General features: G+C 71.6%; 16 protein-coding genes and 1 pseudogene. 12 read left to right on the top strand and 5 right to left on the bottom strand.

Annotation, left to right across the window (positions count from 1 at the left end; genetic code table 11):
• Positions 1–33 precede the first annotated feature (33 nt).
• Positions 34–1,012 (top strand): annotated as a pseudogene (locus ACFWYW_RS00830) (aldo/keto reductase).
• On the opposite strand, the gene ACFWYW_RS00835 reads toward ACFWYW_RS00830, so the two are convergent.
• Together ACFWYW_RS00835 and ACFWYW_RS00840 are read right to left on the bottom strand one after the other, a co-directional pair.
• Positions 997–1,446 carry an NUDIX hydrolase gene (locus tag ACFWYW_RS00835; RefSeq protein ID WP_379608914.1) on the bottom strand — a complete coding sequence of 150 codons (450 nt, stop codon included), beginning with the start codon at positions 1,444–1,446 and terminating at the stop codon, positions 997–999. The pseudogene ACFWYW_RS00830 and the gene ACFWYW_RS00835 sit on opposite strands and share 16 nt — an antisense overlap.
• A complete protein-coding gene (locus ACFWYW_RS00840; protein WP_379608915.1) occupies positions 1,436–2,086 on the bottom strand; it encodes a TetR/AcrR family transcriptional regulator in 651 nt (216 codons plus the stop codon). The genes ACFWYW_RS00835 and ACFWYW_RS00840 overlap by 11 nt, the downstream gene beginning before the upstream one ends.
• A 530-nt stretch (positions 2,087–2,616) precedes the next feature.
• Between ACFWYW_RS00840 and ACFWYW_RS00845 the strand changes: the two genes are divergently transcribed.
• Genes ACFWYW_RS00845 through ACFWYW_RS00860 form a run of 4 tightly spaced genes read left to right on the top strand, consistent with a single transcriptional unit; the run spans position 2,617 to position 8,116 of the window.
• A complete protein-coding gene (locus ACFWYW_RS00845; RefSeq protein ID WP_379608916.1) occupies positions 2,617–5,712 on the top strand; it encodes a bifunctional cytochrome P450/NADPH--P450 reductase in 3,096 nt (1,031 codons plus the stop codon).
• 52 nt (positions 5,713–5,764) lie between these two features.
• Entirely contained in the window at positions 5,765–6,439 is a 675-nt protein-coding gene (locus tag ACFWYW_RS00850; protein WP_379608917.1) for a response regulator transcription factor, read from the top strand.
• Entirely contained in the window at positions 6,436–7,740 is a 1,305-nt protein-coding gene (locus ACFWYW_RS00855; RefSeq protein WP_379608918.1) for an ATP-binding protein, read from the top strand. The genes ACFWYW_RS00850 and ACFWYW_RS00855 overlap by 4 nt, the downstream gene beginning before the upstream one ends.
• The gene (locus ACFWYW_RS00860; protein WP_379608919.1) at positions 7,724–8,116 is read left to right on the top strand and encodes a VOC family protein; all 393 of its coding nucleotides are present in this window, start codon (positions 7,724–7,726) and stop codon (positions 8,114–8,116) included. The genes ACFWYW_RS00855 and ACFWYW_RS00860 overlap by 17 nt, the downstream gene beginning before the upstream one ends.
• On the opposite strand, the gene ACFWYW_RS00865 is transcribed toward ACFWYW_RS00860, so the two are convergent.
• Complete coding sequence (locus ACFWYW_RS00865; RefSeq protein ID WP_379608920.1) at positions 8,093–9,385, bottom strand: sulfatase; 1,293 nt, start codon at positions 9,383–9,385, stop codon at positions 8,093–8,095. The two genes, ACFWYW_RS00860 and ACFWYW_RS00865, sit on opposite strands and share 24 nt — an antisense overlap.
• 105 nt (positions 9,386–9,490) lie before the next feature.
• On the opposite strand from ACFWYW_RS00865, the gene ACFWYW_RS00870 reads away from it, so the two are divergent.
• Both ACFWYW_RS00870 and ACFWYW_RS00875 read left to right on the top strand, forming a co-directional pair.
• Positions 9,491–10,288 carry an NAD(P)H-binding protein gene (locus ACFWYW_RS00870; RefSeq protein ID WP_379608921.1) on the top strand — a complete coding sequence of 266 codons (798 nt, stop codon included), beginning with the start codon at positions 9,491–9,493 and terminating at the stop codon, positions 10,286–10,288.
• 67 nt (positions 10,289–10,355) lie between these two features.
• Positions 10,356–10,514, top strand: coding sequence for a hypothetical protein (locus ACFWYW_RS00875; protein ID WP_379608922.1), 159 nt, complete (start codon positions 10,356–10,358; stop codon positions 10,512–10,514).
• 7 nt (positions 10,515–10,521) lie between these two features.
• Here the strand turns inward: ACFWYW_RS00875 and ispG are convergent, their stop codons facing one another.
• Both ispG and ACFWYW_RS00885 read right to left on the bottom strand, forming a co-directional pair.
• Positions 10,522–11,616, bottom strand: coding sequence for a flavodoxin-dependent (E)-4-hydroxy-3-methylbut-2-enyl-diphosphate synthase (ispG, locus tag ACFWYW_RS00880; protein ID WP_379608924.1), 1,095 nt, complete (start codon positions 11,614–11,616; stop codon positions 10,522–10,524).
• Positions 11,613–13,349, bottom strand: a complete 1,737-nt coding sequence (locus tag ACFWYW_RS00885; protein WP_379608925.1) for a 1-deoxy-D-xylulose-5-phosphate synthase — start codon at positions 13,347–13,349, stop codon at positions 11,613–11,615. The genes ispG and ACFWYW_RS00885 overlap by 4 nt, the downstream gene beginning before the upstream one ends.
• 164 nt (positions 13,350–13,513) lie before the next feature.
• On the opposite strand from ACFWYW_RS00885, the gene ACFWYW_RS00890 reads away from it, so the two are divergent.
• The 5 genes from ACFWYW_RS00890 to ACFWYW_RS00910 are packed head-to-tail and all read left to right on the top strand — an operon-like array spanning position 13,514 to position 20,379.
• Positions 13,514–14,569: a polyprenyl synthetase family protein gene (locus ACFWYW_RS00890; RefSeq protein ID WP_379608926.1), complete on the top strand. Its 1,056-nt coding sequence runs from the start codon at positions 13,514–13,516 to the stop codon at positions 14,567–14,569.
• A complete protein-coding gene (locus ACFWYW_RS00895; protein ID WP_379608927.1) occupies positions 14,566–15,519 on the top strand; it encodes a 4-hydroxy-3-methylbut-2-enyl diphosphate reductase in 954 nt (317 codons plus the stop codon). The genes ACFWYW_RS00890 and ACFWYW_RS00895 overlap by 4 nt, the downstream gene beginning before the upstream one ends.
• On the top strand, positions 15,516–16,904 hold the full coding sequence (locus ACFWYW_RS00900; protein WP_379608928.1) for a family 2B encapsulin nanocompartment shell protein: 1,389 nt from the start codon (positions 15,516–15,518) through the stop codon (positions 16,902–16,904). Before ACFWYW_RS00895 ends, ACFWYW_RS00900 begins: the two co-directional genes overlap by 4 nt.
• On the top strand, positions 16,904–19,054 hold the full coding sequence (locus ACFWYW_RS00905) for a germacradienol/geosmin synthase (RefSeq protein ID WP_379608929.1): 2,151 nt from the start codon (positions 16,904–16,906) through the stop codon (positions 19,052–19,054). The genes ACFWYW_RS00900 and ACFWYW_RS00905 overlap by 1 nt, the downstream gene beginning before the upstream one ends.
• A complete protein-coding gene (locus ACFWYW_RS00910) occupies positions 19,051–20,379 on the top strand; it encodes a family 2B encapsulin nanocompartment shell protein (RefSeq protein ID WP_379608930.1) in 1,329 nt (442 codons plus the stop codon). The genes ACFWYW_RS00905 and ACFWYW_RS00910 overlap by 4 nt, the downstream gene beginning before the upstream one ends.
• Positions 20,380–20,445: the final 66 nt, after the last annotated feature.

Raw genomic sequence — 20,445 nt, forward strand, 5'->3', positions numbered from 1 at the left:
GGCAATCATGCTGTCCATTCTAGGGTGGAGCCCGTGGAGCAGCGAGCATTCGGCAGGACAGGACAATCCGCGTCGGTCGTCGGCCTCGGCACCTGGCAACTCGGTGCCGACTGGGGGACCGTGGACGAGCGCGACGCGCTCGCCATCCTCGACGCCGCCGTCACGTCCGGCGTGACCTTCCTCGACACCGCCGACGTGTACGGCGACGGCCGCAGCGAACGCCTCATCGGCCGGTTCCTGCGCGAACACGACGGCCTCACGGTCGCCACCAAGATGGGCCGTCGCGGCCCGCAGGACCCGGCCGAGTTCACCCTGAAGAACTTCGTGGAGTGGACCGACCGCTCGCGCGCCAACCTCGGCGTCGACCGGCTCGACCTGGTACAACTGCACTGCCCGCCGACCCCGGTGTTCGACACCGGCGAGGTCTACGACGCGCTCGACACGCTCGTACACGAGGACCGGATCGCCGCCTACGGAGTGAGCGTCGAGACCTGCGACGAGGCGCTGGCCGCGATCGCCCGCCCGGGGGTGGCCAGTGTGCAGATCATCCTCAACGCCCTTCCGCCGTAAGCCGCTCGAACGCGTGCTCCCGGCGGCGCGGGCGGCCGGGGTCGCGATCATCGCCCGGGTGCCGCTGGCGTCAGGCCTGCTGTCGGGGCGCTTCCGCCGCGACACCGTCTTCGCCGCCGACGACCATCGCGCCTACAACCGGCACGGCGCGGCGTTCGACGTGGGGGAGACGTTCTCCGGCGTCGACTACGAGACCGGCCTGGAGGCGGCGGCCGAGTTCGCCGCGCTCGCCCCGGACGGGGCCACCCCCGCCCAGACGGCCCTGCGCTGGGTGATCCAGCAGCCTGGGATGACCACGGTGATCCCGGGCGCCAGCACGGTGGACCAGGCCAGAGCCAACGCCGCTGCCGCCGCCCTGCCCGAACTGCCGCCCGAGACGCTGACCGCCATCGAGGACCTCTACGACCGCCGCATCCGCGCCCAGGTTCACCACCGCTGGTAGCCCTCGCCGAGCAGGCGTAGGGCGTCGGCCGCGGCGGGCGAAAGCGCCGGGCCAGAAGCGTCCCCCAGGTCCGCGATCGGCAGCCAGGTCACCGCGTCCGTGGTGCCGTCCGCCTCGGTCACCGCCGGAGAGCCCGGCGCCACCTCGGCGGCGTAGAACAGACCGGTCAGATGCCAGCTCACCCCGAGCCGGGTCACCGCGTACGTCCTGGCGGCGACCAGGCGCGCGCCGGTGAGGTCGAGGCCGGTCTCCTCGCGCAGTTCGCGGGCCAGCGCCTGTTCGGGCTGCTCGCCGGGGTCGATCCCGCCGCCCGGCAGGTGCCACGCGCCGGGCGGGAAGATCGGGGAACTCTCCGACAGCCGGGTCAGCAGCAGCCGCCCGGCCGAGGTGACGATCGCGTACGCGGAGACGCGCGTGCGTACCTCACCGTTCAAGGCGAGCGTCCGACCCAAGGCGAGCGTCCGACCCAAGGCGAGCATCTGGTACGGCGAGCGCGAGCGTGGCGTCGAGCATGAGGCGCAGGGTCGACTCGCAGGCGGCGAGGTCGTAGTCGTCGGTCAGGTACCGGGTCACGATCCCGTCGAACCCGCTGAGGAAGAAGCGGGCGATCTCCTCGGCGGGCAGCGCGAGATCCTGCCCGGCGCGCGTGGCGGCGTCGGAGAGCAGGCGCGCCGCGGTGGCGTCGAGGTCGTGGGTGAACTCGGAGGCCACCTGGCGCAACACCGGGTCGCGCAGGGACAGCATGATCAGCTCCACCAGCAGCCGGTAGCGCTCACGCTCCTCGGTGACTGTCCGCCACAGCTCGTTGACGAGCGCCGATACCGTCTCGCCGAAGTCGGCGTCGGCGGGCATGGCCGCCCGGACCCGGGTGACCAGCGACGTGCCGAGGTCCTCCAGCACCGACCGGTAGAGCTCCTGCTTGGAGCCGAACGTGTAGTGCACCATCGCCTGCGCGACGCCCGCTTCGGCGGCGATGGCCCTGGTGCTCCCGGCCGCGACGCCTTCGCGGGCCATGAGCCCGATCGCCGCCTCCACGATCTGCGGGCGCCGCTCGGCGGCGGGAACATGAGCCATGCCCGCACCCTATCGGCTGTGACCTGCACGAAGTTCCGCTCCCCCAACGGCCCCGATCCCCCCGCCCACACCACAAGAAAGAGAACAAACCCCGTTCCCGGACCCCCGAACTCCCGGACCCCCGGACCCCCGGACCCCGGACCTCCCGGGACCGGGGAGCCGGGAGCCTCCGGGCCTCCCAGGACCTTGGACCTTCCCGGAGCTCCCGGGCCCGTCCGGACCGTCGGCTCCTGGACCCACGGGACCAGCCGGGCCCCCGGCCCACCGGACTCTCCGGGCCCCGGCCCCCCGGGACCCACGGGAGTCATCGGCCATCGGCCATCGGCCATCGGCCATCGGCCATCGGCCATCGGCCATCGGCCATCGGCCATCGGCCATCGGCCATCGGCCATCGGCCATCGGGCTTCTGGTTGTCGGGTGGGTGTGGGTGGCGGGGTTGTGAGAGGGTCTGTTCGAGTGACTTAGTCGAGTGACAAAGTCTCGTGCTAGCCTGACAACGAAGACGTACACCTGCAGAAGGGAACGTTCGCGTGTCCACAGCCGAGATTCCGTCGCCGCCCGCCCTGCCGATCGTCGGCCATGCCCTGAGCACGCCGGTCGACCGGCAGGTCGCCTACCTGGTCGAGCTGGCCGGCACCTGGGGCCCGATCTTCAAGCTGGGCGCCTTCGGGGAGGAGTCCGTGATCGTCACCGGTCTCGACCTCGTCACCGAACTCTGCGACGAGACCCGCTTCCGCAAGAACGTCCACCCCGACCTGGTCAACCTGCGGCCCCTGGCGGGCGACGGGCTGTTCACCGCCTATGGCGACGAGCCCAACTGGCGCAAGGCGCACGACATCCTGCTGCCGGCCTTCTCCGTCTCCGCCATGCGCGGCTACCACGCGACCATGCTCGGCGTCGCCAGGAAGCTGGTGGATTCCTGGTCGCGAAAGGGGCAGGAGCGCGTGGAGGTCAGCGCGGACATGACCCGGCTGACGCTCGACACCATCGGCCTGTGCGGATTCGGCTACGACTTCGCCTCGTTCGAGAGCGCGGAGCCGCACCCGTTCATCGGCTCCCTCGTCGGCGCGCTCAAGTACGCCCAGGCCAAGGGCGCCTTCATCCCCGGCCTCGACGTCCTCTACCGCAAGCGCACCCGGCGCTTCCACGAGGACGTGCGCGCCATGGAAGCACTCGTCGACGAGGTGATCAGGCAGCGCAGGGAGTCGGGCGACCAGAGCACCGGCGACCTGCTCGGCCGCATGCTCCACAGCCGCGACCCCGAGACCGGCCAGCCGCTCGACGACCTCAACATCCGCTACCAGGTGATCACGTTCCTGATCGCCGGGCACGAGACCACCTCGGGCGCGCTCTCGTTCGCCCTGTACTACCTGGCGAGGAACCCCGCGGTGCTGGCCAGGGTCCAGGAGGAGGTGGACACGCTGTGGGGCGACGTGGCCGAGCCCGACCCGTCGTACGCCGACGTGGGCAGGTTGAGCAACACCCGCCAGGTGCTGATGGAGAGCCTGCGGCTGTGGCCGACGGCGCCGGGCTTCGCGGTGGAGGCGCTGGCCGACACGGTGATCGGTGGCCGGTACGAGATCAAGGCGGGCGAGTCGCTGTTCGTGCTGACGCCGCGCCTGCACCGCGACCCGGCCTGGGGCAGGAACGTGGAGTTGTTCGACCCCGACCGCTTCGCCCCCGAGGCGCAGGACGCGCGGCCGCCGCACGCGTTCAAGGCGTTCGGCAGCGGTGAGCGGGCCTGCATCGGCAGGCAGTTCGCGCTGCACGAGGCGACGCTGGTGCTGGGACTGCTGGCGCACCGCTTCCACCTGACCGGCGAGCCGGACTACGACCTGGCGGTCAAGGAGACCCTCACGCTGAAGCCCGACGGCTTCACGCTCCAGGTCGAACCCCGCACCGCCGCCGACCGCCGCGTCCGCCCCGCGGCCAAAACGCCGGAGCCGCAGCCGAAGCCGCAGGTGAAGCGGGCCGGGCCGGGCGAAGCGCTCTCCATCCTGTACGGCTCCAACATGGGCACCTGCTCGGCCATCGCCCACGACCTGGCCGCCGAGGCGGAGGAACGCGGCTTCGCGGCCAAGGTCTCCTCTCTCGACGAGGCGGCGGGCACGCTGGCCGACACCCCGGTCGTCATCGTGGCCGCCTCCTACAACGGCCGCCCGACCGACGACGCGACCCGGTTCGTGGACTGGCTGGCCGCGGCGGACACGGTGCCCGGCACGCCGTACGCGGTGCTGGGGGTGGGCGACCGCAACTGGGCGGCCACGTTCCAGCGCGTCCCGAAGCTGATCGACGAACGGCTGGCAGAAACGGGCGCGATCCGCCTGGCCGAGCGGGGCGTGGTGGACGCCTCCGGCGACCTGGAGGGTGCCATCGACGCCTGGTCCGCCAAGCTGTGGCACGCCCTGGACGGCTCGGAGAAGACCGCCCCGGAGGGGCCCGCGTTCCGCCTGGAATCCGTGATCAGGTCGCCCGCCGAGGAGCGCGCCGAGCACCACGGCGTGCGTCCCCTGCGCGTGCTGCTCGCCGAGCCGCTCACCCACCCCGACGGCCGCCCGAAGCGCCACCTCCGCCTGGAACTGCCGCAAGGCGCCACCTACCGCACCGGCGACCACCTCGCGGTCCTGCCGGAGAACCCGCCGCACCTGGTCGAGCGCGCCGCCGCCCGTTTCGGCCTCGACCCCGCCCAGCCCGTACGGCTGCGCCAGGCCCGCCGTACCCGCACCCAGCTCCCCCTCGACACCCCGGTGACCGTGCGCGAACTCCTGTCAGGCTTCCTGGAGCTCCAGCGCCCGGCCACCGCCCACCAGGTACAAACGCTGGCCGCCCACACCCGCTGCCCCCACACCAGGGCCGGTCTGGAAGCCGCGGACCCGGCGGGGACCACGGTCCTGGCCCTGCTGGACGAGTACCCGGCGTGCGAGCTGCCGTTCGAGGTGTTCCTGGAGCTCATGCCGGCCCTGCGCCCGCGCAACTACTCGATCTCCACCTCCCCGCTGGCCAGTCCCGGCGCGGTGGACCTGATGGTCTCGCAGCTGAGCGGCCCGAATCGGACGGGCGCCGGATGGTTCCACGGCGTGGCGTCCAGCCACTTGGCCGGCGTCGAGCCGGGCGCCGTCGTACAGGCGCGGGTGGTGCCGGGCCCGGCCGCCTTCCACGGTCTGGCCGACGAGCAGGTTCCGGCGATCCTGGTCAGCGCGGGCACCGGCCTGGCCCCGTTCCGCGCCGTCGTCATGGAGCGCCTGCACCGCCGCGCCCGCGGCACGCTGCTGTGCTACTTCGGCTGCGACGCCCCCGACCTCGACTACCTGCACCGCGCGGAGCTGGAGGAGGCCGAGGCGGCGGGCGTGGTCAGCCTGCGCCCGACGTTCAGCGAGGCTCCGGAGAACGGCCTGCGCTACGTGCAGGACCGGCTCCTGCACGAGGCGGACGAGGTATGGCGCGTGCTGGAGGACGGCGGCCGCGTCTACGTCTGCGGCGACGGCAGCCGCATGGCCCCAGCGGTGCGGGCGGCCCTGGCCCGCGTCCACGGCGAACGCACCGGCGCCGACCGGGCCGCGAGCGACGCCTGGCTGGAGGACCTGCGCGCCGCAGAACGCTACAACGAGGACGTCTGGGAAGGCTGAAGATTGCCTGAGGGGCGTTTTGTCCGGTCCGGTGGGTTCGCATAATGGGCGGATGACCAGTTCGGCGCGGGTGATGGTGGTCGAGGACGCGGAGGCGATCCGGCTCGCCGTGCTGTCCGGGCTGGGGTCGGCGGGGTACGTGGCCCGCGGCGTGCCCGACGGCACCGGCTTCGAGCAGGAGCTCAACACCTTCCAGCCCGACCTGGTCGTGCTCGATCTCATGCTGCCGGGCCGGGACGGGTTCGCGCTGCTGGAGGTGGTGCGCGGGCGCAGCGACGCCGGGGTCATCGTGCTCACGGCCAGGGACGGCGTCTCCGACCGGCTGCGCGGGCTGCAGGCGGGCGCCGACGACTACGTGGTCAAGCCGTTCGAGCTGTCCGAGCTGACCGCGCGGGTCGGCGCGGTGCTCAGGCGGCTGCGCCGTACGCCGTCGACGCTGCAGATCGGCAGCCTGATCATCGACGTGGACAAGGGACTGGTCCTGCGTGACGGCCGGCCGGTCGAGCTGACCATGACCGAGCTGCGGCTGCTCGGCCACCTGGCGCTCCACCGCGGCCAGGTGCTGAGCAAGACGCAGCTGCTCACCAGCGTCTGGGGCTACGACGCCTACGACCCCAACCTGGTCGAGGTGCACGTCAGCGCGCTGCGCCGCAAGCTCGAAAGCTCGGGCGAGCGGGTCCTGCACACCGTGCGCGGGCTCGGCTACGTCCTGGACGGTCCCCGATGAGACGGCCCGCGGGCTCCCTGCGCGGCCGGGTGGCCGGGGCGACCCTGCTGGTCGTCGCCGTCACGCTGGTCGTGCTGCTGGTGGCCGTGGACGCGCTGTTCGGCCTGCTGGCCAGGAACCAGGCGCAGGACAGGCTCGTGGACCGCGCCCAGTTCGCCGTCCAGCTCGACCGGCGCAAGGTCATGCCGGACCGGCTGGTGCGCCGGGTCAGCGGCGCCGGTATCGAGGCGGTGCTCGTGGACCTGGCCGGGCGCCGCCACACGCTGGGCGGCTTCGCGGCCGATCTCGGCGACCTGACCCTGACCAGGCGGCTGCCCGGCGGCGGGCTGCTCACGCTCTACGCCGACACCGAGACGATCGACGGGCCGCGCACCACCCTGCGCATGCTGATGCTGGTCGCCGGCCTGGCGGCGCTGGCCGCGCTCGGCTTCGTGCTGCCCGTCGCGCTGCGGCGCGCGACCCGGCCGATGGACGACCTGGCGGGGCTGGCCAGGCAGATCGCCCAGGGGCAGCGGGGCAAGCGGCTGGCGCCGGAGCGTACCGACACCGAACTGGGCCGCACGGCCGCCGCGTTCGACTCGATGCTCGACTCGCTGGAGGGTGCGGAGCAGCAGGCCCGCGAGTCGGAGAACCGATCCCGGCAGTTTCTCGCCGACGTCGCGCACGAGCTGCGTACGCCGCTGGCGGGCATCCAGGCGACGGCAGAGGCGGTGCTCCAGGCGCCCGCGGCGATGCCGGCCGAGGAGCGCGAGCGCATGCAACTGCTGCTCGTGCGTGAGACGCGGCGGGCCGGACGCCTGGTCGACGACCTGCTCGCGCTGGCCAGGATCGACGCCGGGCTCGGCCTGCACCGCGAGCCCGTCCAGTTGCGGGCGCTGTGCGAGGCCGAGGCCGACCGGGTCATGCTGCGCGCGCCGGAGATCACCGTGGCGGTCGAGGGGGAGGAGGCCGCGGTGATCGGCGACGCCCAGCGGCTCGGCCAGATCATCGCCAACCTGCTCGACAACGCCCGCCGACACACCCCGCCGGACGGCCTGGTCACCGTGACGGTCAAGGGCGAGGCCGGTGAGGCGATCGTGGACGTGGCCGACACCGGCCCCGGGGTGCCGCCGTCGGCGCGCGACCTGATCTTCCACCGGTTCGTCCGCCGGGACACCACCTCGGGCGGCGCCGGGCTCGGCCTGCCGATCGCCCGCGGCCTGGCTCTTGCCCACGGCGGCACGCTGACCTGCGAGGGGTCGCCGTCGGGTGCGGTGTTCCGCCTCCGCCTGCCAGCATGGGCGGATGGCTCTGCTTCATGACATCGTGTTCGACTGCCGTCACCCCGCCGCGCAGGCGAGGTTCTGGGCGGAACTGCTCGACGACTACGCCGTGGCGCCGTACGACGAGGCGGAGCTGGAGCGCCTGCGCGCCCGTGGCCTGTCCGGCCCGGAGGAGGACCCGACGGTGCTGGTCGAGGGGCCGCCGGGGGCGCCGAGGTTGTGGTTCCTCCTGGTGCCCGAGCCCAAGACGGTGAAGAACCGGGTGCACCTCGACGTCCGGGCCGCCGACGTCGAGGCCGAACTGGAGCGCCTGCGGGCGCTCGGGGCCGTCGAGGCGGCCAGGCACGAGGACTGGATCGTGCTGGCCGACCCCGAGGGCAACGAGTTCTGCCTACAGCCCGCGCGCAGTGGCTAGCTGTTTGGCCAGGTCGTCGGCGCGTACCCGGTTCTCCAGCTGGTGGGGGTCCTTGCGCAGGTCGTAGTACTCGCGGAACTTCACCCCGCCGCCGCCGTCGTAATACTCGGTGTAGATGCGGGAGCCGGTGTAGACCGAGGCCCAGACGCCTGGGCCGGTCCCGTCGGGCTGGCCGTGGTACTCCAGGAACAGGTGGCTCCGCCTGCCGCCGCGCAGCAGCGACCTGCCGTCCATCCGGGTACGCGGCCGGATCCCGGCGGCGTCCAGGATGGTCGGGGCGACGTCGATGTTGGCGGCCAGGCGGTCGTCGTCCGTGCCCTTGCCGAAGCCGCCCGCCGGCCACGACAGGTAGAACGGCACGCGGAAGGCCGGCTGGTAGGGCACGCTCTTGCCGATGTGGCCGTGGTCGGCCCAGCTGAAGCCGTTGTCGCCGATGAAGATGATCAGCGTGTCGTCGAGCTTGCCCTGCGCCACGAGCTCCGCCCTGACCGCCTTGAACAGGTCGTCCACCGACTTCAGCGTGCGGAGCTGGGCCTGGCGGACCTTCTGTCCCGCGCCCAGGTCCTGGGAAGCGTTCTGGATGTAGGGGGGCTTGTCGCTCTTGTCGGTCTCGGCCACGGCGGGGTTGCCGTCCCAGGCGGGCACGGGCAGGTTGGCGTACTTGTCCTCGGGGGTGTTCGGCCCGTGGGAGGCGTACGGCGACAGGTACAGGAACCACGGCTGGTCCCGGTTGGCCTTGATGAACTCCAGCGCGTGCCGCCTGACGAGCGTGGTCGTGTAGCCGGGGCGGCGGCCCACGGTGCCGTTGACGTTCCACTGGGCGCGGCGGTAGGCGGGGCGCATGATCGCGAAGTCGTCGAAGTTCGGCGGGGCCTGGTTCAGGTCCCAGGCGTTGAGGTACTTGCCGAACAGGCCGGTCCGGTAGCCGCCCGCGCGCAGGTGGCTCTGCACCGTGGTGTCCTGGTCGAGCCGGCCGGGGGCGGTGTTGTCGACGACGCCGTGGTTGCGGGCGTAGCGGCCGGACATGATCGACGCGCGTGAGGGCGAGCAGAGCGGCGTGGTGACGCAGCCCTGGGAGAACGCGACTCCCTGCCCGCCGATCAGGTCGACGATCGACGGGATCGCCCACTCGGTCTCCCTCCTGTGGTCGTCGGTGACGATCAGCAGGATGTTGGGGCGTTTCGGCTTGGCCGCGGCGGCGGGGGCGCTGGTGACCGCGGCTGCGGCAGCCGTACCTGCGATGAAGGTTCGTCTGCTGAGTTGACTCACGTCGCTGACCTCCAGAAAGCGGTGGTCCGCAATTATTGGCCGCTCTTGTGGGTTGATTTCCCGTCGAATGGGGCATTCCCAGCTTTCCTTAAGAAGGGGTGTGGCATGAACGAGATCCTGGTTCTGGGTGCGACGGGCTCGACGGGGCGTCGCGTGACGGACCTTCTGCGGTCCTCCGGCCATCCGGTACGGCCGGCGTCAAGGCACGGCGAGGTGCGCTTCGACTGGAACGACCGAGCCACCTGGCGGCCCGCGCTGGCCGGAGCCGACCGCATGTACGTGATGGCGCCGGACGACCTGCCGGTCGCCCCGGAGTTCGTGGCGGCGGCGGTCGAGGCGGGTGTGCGCCGCGTCGTGCTGCTGTCCAGCGGCGGCATCGAGGTGATGGGCGACGAGCGGCTGATGGCCGCCGAGCGGGTGGTGCGCGGCTCCGGGGTGGAGTGGACGATCCTGCGGCCGTCGTGGTTCGACCAGAACTTCGACGAGGGCGTGATGCGCGAGGCGGTGCTGGCCGGCGAGGTCGCGGTCCCGCTGGGCGAGGCCCGCCAGGCCTTCGTGGACGCCGGCGACATCGCGGCCGTGGCGGTGGCGGCCCTGGTCGAGGACGGGCACGCGGGGCGCTCGTACGAGGTGACCGGGCCGCGCGCGCTGACCTTCGCCGAGGTGGTGGAGATCATCAGCCGGGCCTCGGGGCGGACCGTCCGCTATCTGGGCTCGGAGGCGGACTACCTGGCGGTCATGACCGGGTTCGGGCTGCCGGAGCCGGATGTGCGGGCGGAGATCGAGGCGTTCGCCGCGCTACGTGCCGAGGGCGACGCCGTACCGACCGACGTGGTGCGGCAGGTGACGGGCCGGCCGCCCAAGTCCTTCGAGGATTTCGCGGCCGACGCGATCTGGGGTTGACACCACTTCGCTTGTAGTACTACGTTGACAGCACTTCAAACGAAGTGGTCTCAAACAAAGGAACCAGATGCGAATCAAGCTCCCCAGCTCCATCACCGGCACCACCACCGAGCAGGCCAATGGCCGGGCCGCCAAGCGCGAGCACGCGGTCCGCGACATCCAGCCCACCGGCCGCGCCAACCTGTCCCGCCGGCCCACCGCCGCCCCGCGCAGGAGCTCCTACTGAGCCGCTCCTACTGGGGTTGCTCCTCCGCGAGGCGCAGCGCCTCCTCGATCAGGGTCTCCACGATCCGCGACTCGGGAACGGTCTTGATCACCTTGCCCTTCACGAAGATCTGTCCCTTGCCGTTGCCCGAGGCCACGCCCAGGTCCGCTTCGCGGGCCTCGCCCGGCCCGTTCACCACGCAGCCCATGACCGCCACACGTAGCGGGAACGGGAAGCCCTCCAGCCCGGCCGACACCTCCTCGGCCAGGCGGTAGACGTCCACCTGTGCCCGTCCGCAGGACGGGCACGAGACGATCTCCAGCTTGCGCTGCCGCAACCCCAGAGATTCGAGGATGCCGATGCCGACCTTGACCTCCTCCACCGGAGGCGCCGACAGCGAGACCCGGATCGTGTCGCCGACGCCCTCGGCCAGCAGTACCCCGAAGGCCACCGCCGACTTGACCGTCCCCTGCATGAGCGGCCCCGCCTCGGTCACGCCGAGGTGCAGCGGGTAGTCGCAGCGCGCGGCGAGGCGGCGGTAGGCGGCGATCATCACCACCGGGTCGTGGTGCTTGACCGAGATCTTGATGTCGCGGAACCCGTGCTCCTCGAACAGGGAGCACTCCCACAGCGCCGACTCCACCAGCGCCTCCGGCGTCGCCTTGCCGTACTTCTCCAGCAGCCGGGGGTCCAGGGAGCCGGCGTTGACCCCGATCCTGATCGGGACGCCCGCGTCCGCCGCCGCCCGCGCGATCTCACCCACCCTGTCGTCGAACTTCTTGATGTTGCCCGGGTTCACCCGCACCGCCGCGCACCCGGCGTCGATGGCGGCGAAGACGTAGCGCGGCTGGAAGTGGATGTCGGCTATCACCGGGATCTGCGACTTGCGGGCGATGTCGGGGAGCGCGTCGGCGTCGTCCTGCGTCGGCACCGCCACCCGGACGATCTGGCAGCCCGCCGCGGTCAGCTCCGCGATCTGCTGCAGCGTCGCGTTGACGTCGTGGGTGGGCGTGGTGGTCATCGACTGCACGCTCACCGGCGCGCCGCCACCGACCGGCACGCCGCCCACCATCACCTGCCGCGAGACCCTCGGCCTCCTCGTCGGCATTCCAAGCTCGATCATCGGGCCAGCTCCTTCCGTACGGCGTGCGCGATCCCCGAACCGGTCAGTCCCGCGTCGGCCAATAACCGCTCGCGCGAGCCGTGCGGGATGAACGTGTGCGGCAGCCCGAGATGGCGCACCCGGGTCCCGCCCGCGCACGCCTGCCCGATCGCCGCGCCCACCCCACCGGCCACCACGCCGTCCTCGACGGTGACGACCAGGTGGTGCGCGGCCGCCGCCCGGACCAGGCCGGGCGCGACGGGCAGCACCCAGCGCGGGTCGACCACCCGAACCCCCACGCCGTCCTCCGCCAGCGTCGCCGCCGCCTCCACGCACGCCTCGGCCGTCGCGCCGACCGCGACGATCAGCACGTCGCCGCCGGTGCTCCACAGCACGTCCAGGTCGTCGGAACGTTCCACGGCGGCGAGCTCCGCGCCCGCCCCGGCCTTGGGGAAGCGCAGCACGGTCGGGCCCGCCACCGCCACGGCCTCGGCGAGCAGTTCGCGCAGCCGCCGGCCGTCGCGCGGCGCGGCCACCCGCAGGCCCGGGATCGCCGACAGGATCGCCAGGTCCCACATGCCGTGGTGGCTGGGGCCGTCGGGACCGGTGATGCCCGCCCGGTCAAGGACGATCGTGACCGGCAATCGCTGCATGGCCACGTCCAGGAGCACCTGGTCGAAGGCGCGGTTGAGGAACGTGGCGTAGACGGCCACCACCGGGTGGAAGCCCTCAAGTGCCAGCCCGGCCGCCGACACCATCGCGTGCTGCTCGGCGATGCCCACGTCGAACATCCGCCCCGGAAACCGCCGGCCGAACGCCTCCAGCCCGGTGGGTCCGGCCATCGCCGCGGTGATCGCGACCAGGTCGGGCCTGGCCTCGCCGAGCGCGCACAACTGCTCGGAGAAAACGTGGGTCCAGGTCCGGCCCCCGGCTGACAGCGGTTTCCCGGTACGCGGGTCGCTGGCCGGGATGGCGTGCATGTGCTCGCCCAGATCCAGCTCGGCGGGGCGGTAGCCGTACCCCTTGCGGGTCTTGCAGTGCACGACGCTGGGGCTCGGCAGCGTGCGCGCGGTGCGCAGCGCGCGCTCGACGGCGGCGACGTCGTGGCCGTCGACGGGGCCGAGGTAGACGAAGCCGAGGTTCTCCAGCAGCGTGCCGAGGTTGCGGGCGCAGCCGCCGTGGGTGGGGGCGTAGGAGCGGCCGTTGTCGTTGAGCACGATGACGACCGGGCGGCCCTCGCCGTCGCTCAGGTTGTTGAGCGACTCCCAGGCCAGCCCGCCGGTCAGCGCGCCGTCGCCGACCACGGCCACCACCGCGCGGTTTTCCTCGCCCTTGAGCCTGCGGGCCTTGGCGATGCCGTCGGCGTAGGCGAGCGCGGTGGAGGCATGGGAGTTGTCGATGTGGTCGTGCGGCGACTCCTCGCGCGAGGGGTAGCCGCTGAGGCCGCCGTGGGCGCGCAGGCTGTCGAAGTCGGCCCGCCGCCCGGTGAGCAGTTTGTGGACGTATGCCTGATGTCCGGTGTCAAACAGAAGTGTGTCCTCCGGGGAATGGAAGACGCGGTGCAAAGCAATCGTGATCTCGACCATGCCGAGGTTCGAGCCGAGATGCCCGCCCCTCGCCATGACCTTCGCGATGAGGAACTCGCGGATTTCCCCAGCCAGTGTCCCCAGGTGCGCGGCTGGGAGAAGGCGCAGGTCGCGGGGGCCGGAGATGGTTTGGAGCAGAGATTCGTCCAGTCCAGGAGGGGCCGCCATGGTTGCTCCACAAGGGTCGGCTGCGGTCGTGGTCGAATACTGGCTCCGCCGGGGGACGTCCGTGAACCGGGTGTTCCGGTCAATGGAACGACCGATTTCACTCTGGGTATTCGTGACCTAGCTTCTCGTGTGTGTCCGACGATCTCGAAAGAGGAGAACGGATCATGACGGCGGAGGTTGCGGAACCCCCCGTGGAGCCGGTCGACACGACCATCCACAGGGTCAGGACAGCGGTCGACGACCTGCTGGGCGAGTTCATCGACACCCATCCCGCTCCCGTCGCCGACCCGGAACTGGCCGAGGGCCACCGGCTCCTGCGCGAGTTCGTGGTCAAGGGCGGCAAGCGGATCAGGCCCCTGCTCTGCTACTGGGGAGCGCGCGGCGCCGGCGGCACGGACGAGACGGCCCCCGTCGCCGCGGGCGCCGCGCTGGAGCTCTACCACGCGGGCCTGCTCATCCACGACGACATCATGGACGGCAGCGCCCTGCGCAGAGGCCGGCCCACATTGCACCGGAGCCTGGCGCGCCCGCCGCGCCATCCGGGCGCCGAGCCCTTCGGCCACAGCGCAGCCGTTCTCCTCGGGGTGCTCGCCCAGGCCTGGGCGGACGAGCTCTTCGGCGACACGGGCGGCGCGCCCAGGCGGCTGTTCAACCGGATGCGCGCCGAGGTGATCGCCGGCCAGTACCTCGACATCCAGTCGCACCTCGACCCGGACGCCGAGCGCGCGCTCACCGTCATCCGCTACAAGACCGCCAAGTACACGGTCGAGCGGCCCCTGCAGATCGGCGGCGCGCTGGCCGGCGCCTCCCGGCCGCTCCTGGAGTCCTACTCACGCTTCGGGCTGCCGCTCGGTGAGGCGTTCCAGCTGCGTGACGACGTCCTGGGCGTGTTCGGCGACCCGGGCGTCACCGGCAAACCCGTCCTCGACGACCTGCGCGAGGGCAAGGCCACCGTCCTCATCGCGCACGCCTTCGCCGAGGCCACCGGGCCCGCGCAGCGCCTGCTGCGCGCCTGGCACGGCAACCCCGACCTCGACGAGAAACGCGCCGCCGACCTGCGGCAGATCATCGTCGACACCCGAGCACTCGCCCGCGTCGAGACGATGATCGACGGCCGGGTCCGAACCGGACTTGAGGAGTTGCGGACATGCGCGATCGACCAGCACGCCCGGCAGGGGCTGACCCTGATGGCCGACCGGCTCACGCACCGCAACGCGTGAAGCGGGTCCTGCTCGCCGCCCCGCGCGGCTACTGCGCCGGGGTGGAACGTGCCATCCGCACCGTCGAGGAGGCCCTGAAAAGGTACGGCCCGCCGGTCTACGTCCGTAAACAGATCGTCCACAACACCTTCGTGGTCGCCGACCTCACCACGCGGGGCGCGGTCTTCGTGGAGGAACTCGACGAGGTGCCCGACGGCTGCCTGGTCGTCTTCTCCGCCCACGGGGTCTCGCCCGCGGTCAAGGACACCGCGGCCGGCCGCGGCCTGCGCAGCATCGACGCCACCTGCCCACTGGTCACCAAGGTGCACAAGGAGGCGGTCAGGTTCGCCGAGTCCGGCTACGACATCGTGCTCATCGGCCACGCGGAGCACGAGGAGGTCGAAGGCACGCTCGGCGAGGCCCCCGACCGCATGCACGTGGTCGACCCGTCCCGCCCCGACGAGCTCGATCTGCCGGCCGACCGGCCGATCAGCTGGCTGTCGCAGACCACGCTCTCGGTGGACGAGACCATGGGCGCGGTCGAACGCCTGCGCGAGCGCTACCCCGGCCTCGTCGACCCGCCCAGCGACGACATCTGCTATGCCAGCCAGAACCGTCAGGAAGCGGTCACCGCCATCGCCCCCGAGTGCGACCTGGTGATCGTGGTCGGCTCGGCCAACTCCTCCAACTCCCGGCGCCTGGTCGAGGTCGCGCTCGCCGCCGGCGCCCGTGCCGGCCACCTCGTGGACGGCGTGGCCGAGGCCGAGGAGAGCTGGCTCGACGGCGTGGAGACCGTCGGCGTCAGCTCCGGCGCCTCCGTCCCCGAGCACCTCGTGGCCGAACTGCTCGGCTGGCTCGCCGAGCGCGGCTTCGCCGACGTCCAGACCGTGACGCTGGCCGAAGAAAGCCTGATCTTCTCCCTCCCGCCCGAGCTCCGTGAGCTCCGCTCCCCGATAGGTGGTGTCCTGTGACCGAATCCGTCCTGAACAACGAGAGCCCCCTCAGCCTCGGTACGAAGGCCGCGCGCAATCTGGCGACCACGACCAAGACGCAGCCGCAGATGCAGGAGATCACCTCCCGGCACCTGCTCAAGGCGCTGCCGTGGGTCGAGGTCGTCGGCGGTGCGTACCGGGTCAACCGCCGGCTCACCTACACGGTCGGGGACGGAAGGGTCACCTTCACCAACACCGGAGCGGCTGTGCGGGTGATTCCCGCGGAGTTGTGCGAGCTGCCCGCGCTGCGCGGCTATGACGATATAGACGTACTGACCGCCCTGGCCGACCGGTTCACGCAGCGCGAGTACGAGGCCGGATCGGTGATCGTCGAGGCCGGCACCCCGGCGACCGAGGTCGTGCTGGTGGCGCACGGCAAGGTCAGCCTGCTCGGCGAGGGCGCGTACGGCAAGCAGACCGTGCGCGGCGTGCTGGCCGACGGCGACTACTTCGGCGACAGGTCGCTGGCCGGCGAGGCGGGCACCTACGACCTGACCGTCCAGGCGGTCACCGCGTGCACCGTGCTCGCGCTGCCCAGGGCGGCCTTCGACGAGGTCGCCGACCAGACCGACGGCCTGCGCGAGCACGTCGAGGCGTGGGCCGCCGACCCCGACCGGTCGCTGAACGCCCACGGCGAGGCGGAGATCGCCCTGGCCTCCGGCCACACCGGCGAGCCGACGCTGCCCGGCACGTTCGTCGACTACGACGCGGCGCCGCGCGAGTACGAGCTGAGCGTCGCCCAGACGATCCTGCGGGTGCACACCCGCGTGGCCGACCTGTACAACGAGCCGATGAACCAGACGCAGCAGCAGTTGCGGCTGACGGTGGAGGCGCTGCGCGAGCGCCAGGAGAACGAGCTGGTCAACAACCGCGAGTTCGGGCTGCTGCACAACGCCGACCTCAAGCAGCGCATCCACACGCTGACCGGCCCGCCCACCCCGGACGACTTCGACGAACTGCTCGCCCTGGTCTGGAAGAACCCGGCCGTCCTGATCGCGCACCCGCGGGCGATCGCCGCGTTCGCCCGCCAGTGCACCGAGCGGGGCATCTACCCGCAGAGCGTGGAGGTCAACGGGCAGAAGGCGCCGTCGTGGCGCGGGGTGCCGATCCTGCCGTGCAACAAGATCCCGGTCAGCGACTCCGGCCTCAGCTCGATCATGGCGATGCGGGTGGGCGAGGCGGCCCAGGGCGTCATCGGCCTGACCCGCACCGGGCTGCCGGACGAGTACGAGCCCGGCCTGTCGGTGCGCTTCATGGGCATCAACGACAAGGCCGTCATCTCCTACCTGGTCACGACCTACTACTCCGCGGCGGTGCTCGTGCCGGACGCTCTCGGCATCCTGGAGAGCGTTGAGGTGGGCTGATGGCGTATGAGCTGCCTGATTTCTACCTGCCGTATCCGCCCAGACTGAACCCTCATCTGGAGGCCGCCCGCGCGCACACCCGCGCGTGGGCGGCCCGGATGGGCTTCTTCGACGACCCCGACATCTGGGGCCCCGCCGACCTGGAGGCGCACGACTACGGCCTGATGTGCGCCTACGCCCACCCCGACTGCCCGGCACAGGAGCTCGATCTCGTCACCGACTGGTACGTCTGGGTGTTCTTCTTCGACGACCACTTCCTGCACGCCTTCAAGCGCACCAAGGACCTCAAGGGCGCCCAGGCCTACCTGGACCGCATCGACCTGTTCATGGCCGACGACCCGCCCGAGCCGACCAACCCGGTCGAGCTGGGCCTGAAGGACCTGTGGGCCAGGACGGTACCGGCGATGACGGACGGGTGGCGGCGCCGCTTCGTCACCGTCACCCGCGACCTCACCCAGGAGTCGATGTGGGAGCTGTTCCACATCGACTCGGGCCTGGTCTCCAACCCCATCGAGTACATCGAGGCGCGCAGGAAGGTCGGCGGCGCCCCCTGGTCGGCCTGCCTGGTCGAGCACGCGGTCGCCGCCGAACTGCCCGACCGCCTCGCGTCCACCCGGCCGATCCGGGTGCTGACCGAGACGTTCGCCGACGCCGTGCACCTGCGCAACGACCTGTTCTCCTACCAGCGGGAGGTGGTGGCGGAAGGCGAGCTGTCCAACTCCGTGCTGGTCTGCGAGAACTTCTTCGGCTGCGACACCCAGCGCGGCGTCGAGATCACCAACGACATGATCACCTCGCGGCTGCACCAGTTCGAGCACACGACGCTCACCGAACTGCCGGCGCTGTTCGCCGAGCACGCGGTGGCGCCGCACGAGCAGGAACGGGTGCTGCGTTACGTCAAGGGCCTGCAGGACTGGCAGGCCGGCGGCCACGCCTGGCACCTGGCCTCCAGCCGCTACACCAAGGCCAGACGCGAGCACGGCCCGCTCAACGTCTCACCCGCGCACGTGAAGAGCGGCCTGCGCAACTTCTCCCACCGCCCCTACACCGAGACCACGGTACGGCTGCCGCAGATCTACATGCCGTTCACCGTCCGCGACAACCCGCACCTGGAACAGGCTCGCGCGAACGGCGTGCGCTGGTGCAGGGAGATGGGCTTCGGCGACGGCCTGCCCGGCCTGCCGTCCACAGCGCTGTGGAGCGAACGGCAGCTGACCAGCTTCGACTTCGCGCTGTGCGCCTCCGGCCTGGCCCCCGACGCCTGCGCGGAAGCCCTCGACCGGGCGACCCACTGGCTGGCCTGGGGCACCTACGCCGACGACTACTATCCGCAGGTCTTCGGCGCCAGCCACGACCTGACCGGGGCCAAGCTGTCCAACCGGCGGCTGCGCGAGCTCATGCCACTCGACCGGCTTCCGCTCACCCCGGCCGTCAACGCCGTGGAGCGGGGGCTGGCCGACCTGTGGGCACGCACCGCGGCCCTGCTCTGCGAGGAGGACCGGCGCGCCTTCCGCCGAAGTGTCGAGGTCATGCTCGACAGCTGGGAATGGGAGATCGCCAACCTCATCCAGAACCGGGTGCCCGACCCGGTCGACTACCTCGAGATGCGCCGCCTGACGTTCGGCGCCGACCTCACGTTCAACCTCGCCCTGATCCATCTCCCGCGGCGCCCGCCCGACGAGCTCTTCCGCACCCGCGAGCTCCTCGCCCTGGCCAACGCGGCGGCCGACTTCGGCGCCCTGCTCAACGACCTCTTCTCCTGCCAGAAGGAGATCCAGTTCGAGGGCGACCTGCACAACGCCGTGCTGGTCATGCGGAACTTCTTCGACTGCGACCTGGACGGGGCCGTCACCATCGTCAACAAGCTCCTGACCGCCAGGATCACCCAGTTCGAGCACGTCGCCGGCACCGACCTGCCCGCCATGCTCGACGCCCGCGGCGCCGACGACGAGACGCGCGGCGCGGTCGCCCTGTACGTGACCGGGCTGCAGGACTGGATGGCCTCCGTCATGCGCTGGCACGCGCAGACCACCCGCTACCCCGAGACCGAGCTACGCCGCCGCTCCGCCGTCCGCTGGACCCAGGGCCCCACCGGCCTGGGCACGGCGGTCCGCCGGATCCACTCCCTGCTACCGATGGGCGCGCCATGACAGAATCCCTGCTCAGCCTCGGGACCGCGGCGGCGCGCAAGCTCGCCACGACCACCAAGACCGTCCCGCAGATGCGGGAGATCACGCCACGCCACCTGCTGCACGTGCTGCCGTGGGTGGAGGCGGTCGGCGGCGTGTACCGGGTGAACCGGCGGCTCAACTACACCGTGGGCGACGGGCGGGTGAGCTTCACCTCGGTCGGCGCCGCCGTACAGGTGATTCCGGATGAACTACGCGAGCTGCCGTCGCTGCACGACTTCGAGGACCCGGCCGAGTTGCAGGCGCTCGCCGAGCGCTTCGTCCAGCACGACCTGGTCGAGGGGCAGGAGGTACCCGACGGGCAGATCGTGCTGGTCGCGCACGGCAAGGTCGCCAAAACCGGCATCGGCGGGTACGGCCGCGCCACCGTCGTCGGCATGCTGGCCGACGGCGACCACCTGGGCGACCTGACCGGCGAAGGCGCCCAGCCCGCCAGGGCGATGACGGCCTGCACGGTGCTGGTGCTCTCCCGGGAGGACGCCGGCCGCCTGCGCGAGCGCTCCGACAGCCTGCGCGAACACCTCGACCGCCCGGCCAGGAGCGGCCCGAGCAACAAGCACGGCGAGGCCGAGATCGCCATGTCCGCCGGCCACCGGGGCGAGCCGACGCTGCCCGGCACGTACGTCGACTACGACCGCGGGCCCCGCGAGTACGAGCTGAGCGTGGCCCAGACCGTGCTGCGGGTGCACACGCGGGTCGCCGACCTCTACAACGGGCCGATGGACCAGACGGAGCAGCAGTTGCGCCTGACCATCGAGGCGGTGCGCGAACGGGAGGAGCACGAGCTCGTCAACAACCGCGAGTTCGGGCTGCTGCACAACGTCGACCTCAAGCAGCGCTTCCAGACCCGCACCGGCCCGCCCACCCCGCACGACATGGACGAACTGCTGTCGCGCCGCCGCAGCTCCCACTACTTCTTCGCCCACCCCCGGACGATCGCCGCCCTCGGCAGGCAGTGCACCGCCCGCCGCATCCAGCCGGACGTCACCGAGGTCAACGGCGCCAAGGTGATGGCCTGGCGCGGGGTCCCGATCCTGCCCACCGACAAGATCCCGATCAGCGAGCAGGGGCTGAGCTCGATCATCGTCATGCGTACGGGGACGGAGAAACAGGGTGTCATCGGGCTGACCCGCACCGGGCTGCCCGACGAGTACGAGCCCGGACTGTCGGTGCGCAAGCTGGGCATCGACGACAAGGCGCTCATCAGCTACCTGGTGACCACCTACTACTCGGCGGCCGTGCTGGTGCCCGACGCGCTCGGCGTACTGGAGAACGTCGAGGTCTGAGTACGACGGCGGGATGACGTCCGGGGTCGGCCGTCCGGCCGACCCTCCGGGCGCTGTGCTGGGCAC

This window comes from Nonomuraea sp. NPDC059023 (assembly GCF_042740095.1).
GTDB lineage: Bacteria > Actinomycetota > Actinomycetes > Streptosporangiales > Streptosporangiaceae > Nonomuraea.